Consider the following 1,827-nt stretch of genomic DNA (forward strand, 5'->3'; position numbering starts at 1 on the left):
GTCGTGCGGTGCTGCATGGCCGCTTCCAGTGCGGCCTGCACGACGCGTTCGCTTTCGGCGTCGAGCGCGCTCGTCGCTTCGTCCAGCAGCAGCAGCGGCGGGTTCTTCAACATGGCCCGGGCGATGCTGATGCGCTGGCGCTGGCCGCCGGACAGGCGCACGCCGCGCTCGCCGAGGAAGCTCTGATAGCCCTCGGGCAGGGCGCGGATGAAATCGTCGGCAAAGGCGGCCTTGGCTGCGGCGATGACCTCCTCGTCCGTCGCGCTTGGGCGACCGTAGCGGATGTTCTCCATTGCCGAGGTCGAGAAGATGACGCTGTCCTGCGGCACCAGGCCGATGTTGGCGCGCAGATCCTTGAGGCTCAGTTCGCGGGTCTCGACGCCGTTGAGCCGGATCGAGCCGGACTGCGGGTCGTAAAAGCGCAGCAGCAGTTGCAGCACCGTGCTCTTGCCGGCGCCGCTGGGGCCGACCAGGGCGACGGTCTCGCCGGGCGCGATGTTCAGGCTGAGCCGGTCCAACGCCGCCGTGGCGGGCCGCGAGGGGTAGTTGAAGGTGATGGCGTCGAACTCGACGCGGCTGCCGCCCTGCGCGGCCGTCAAGGCCTTCGGCGCAGCGGGCTCGGCCACTGGTGACCGCGCCTCCATCAGTTCGATGAGGCGCTCCGTTGCACCCGCCGCGCGCAGCACGTCGCCCCAGACTTCGGCCAGCACGGCCACGCTGCTGACCAGCAGGGTCACGTAGACGACGGTCTGGCCCAGGTGGCCCGCCGAGATCTTGCCGGCGATGACGGCCTGCGTGCCCTGGTAGAGGCCCCACAGCATGGCGCCGAAGACGGCCGTGATGATGAAGGCGACCATGAAGCTGCGGATGCGCGTGCGCTTGCGCGCCGTGTCGAAGGCTGCCTCGCTGGCGGCAGAGAAGCGCTTCGCCTCGGCCGCCTCCTGGGTGTAGCTCTGCACGACGGTGACGGCGTTCAGCACCTCGGCGGCGATGGCCGAGGTGTCAGCCACACGGTCCTGGCTGGCGCGCGAGAGCTTGCGCACGCGGCGGCCGAAGTAAAGCGCCGGCGCCACGACCAGCACCAGGATGCCCAGCACCTGGCCCATCACATAGGGATTGGTGACGATGAGCATGACCAGCGCGCCGATGCCCATGACCATGTTGCGCAGGCCCATGGACAGGCTGGAGCCGACGACGGTCTGCACGACGGTGGTGTCGGTCGTGATGYGGGAGAGCACCTCGCCGGTCTGCGTCGTCTCGAAGAACTCAGGGCTCTGGCGCAGCACATGGGTGTAGACGGCGTTGCGCATGTCGGCCGTCACGCGCTCGCCCAGCCAGGTGACCATGTAGAAGCGCGACGCCGAGAACAGCCCCAGTGCGGCGCCGACGGCGAACATCGCGAGGAAATGCTCGCGCAACGCCATCAGCTTCTCGCCGGGGTTGGCGGCCTCGAAGCCGGCGTCGATGAGGCCGCGCAACGCCAGCGGGAAGGCCAGCGTGGCCATGGCAGACAGCAACAGGGCTGCAAAGGCCAGCGCGATGCGGCCGCGGTAGGGGCGCAGGAAGGGCAGCAGGCCGCTCAAGGAGCGGGCCTGCTTGGACGCGGGGCGTTCGGTCGTGGAACTCATGGGGTTACAGCTTTTCAGTCAACACGGCGCAGGTGCGGGCCAGCATCGCGTCGTCAAGGTCCTGGTGGCAGAGCAGTTGCAGCGCATGGCTGCGCCGGGTTGTCCCAGCCAAAGGTCGGGCGGGTGGGTTGCCGTGGCTGCATTCGGCGCGCATTGTGGGTCACGGTAGTGGCAGGCGCCCTGCGTAGCCGGTCAACTC

The 1,827-nt window shown here is 68.9% G+C and carries 1 protein-coding gene; it reads right to left on the reverse strand.

From position 1 onward, the window contains the following. Positions 1-1,628: ABC transporter transmembrane domain-containing protein (locus ACXJKR_RS31285; protein ID WP_457326169.1), on the reverse strand; the 1,628-nt coding region annotated here is incomplete at its 3' end. Positions 1,629-1,827: the final 199 nt, after the last annotated feature.

The sequence above is a fragment of the Roseateles sp. P5_E11 genome (assembly GCF_054049355.1).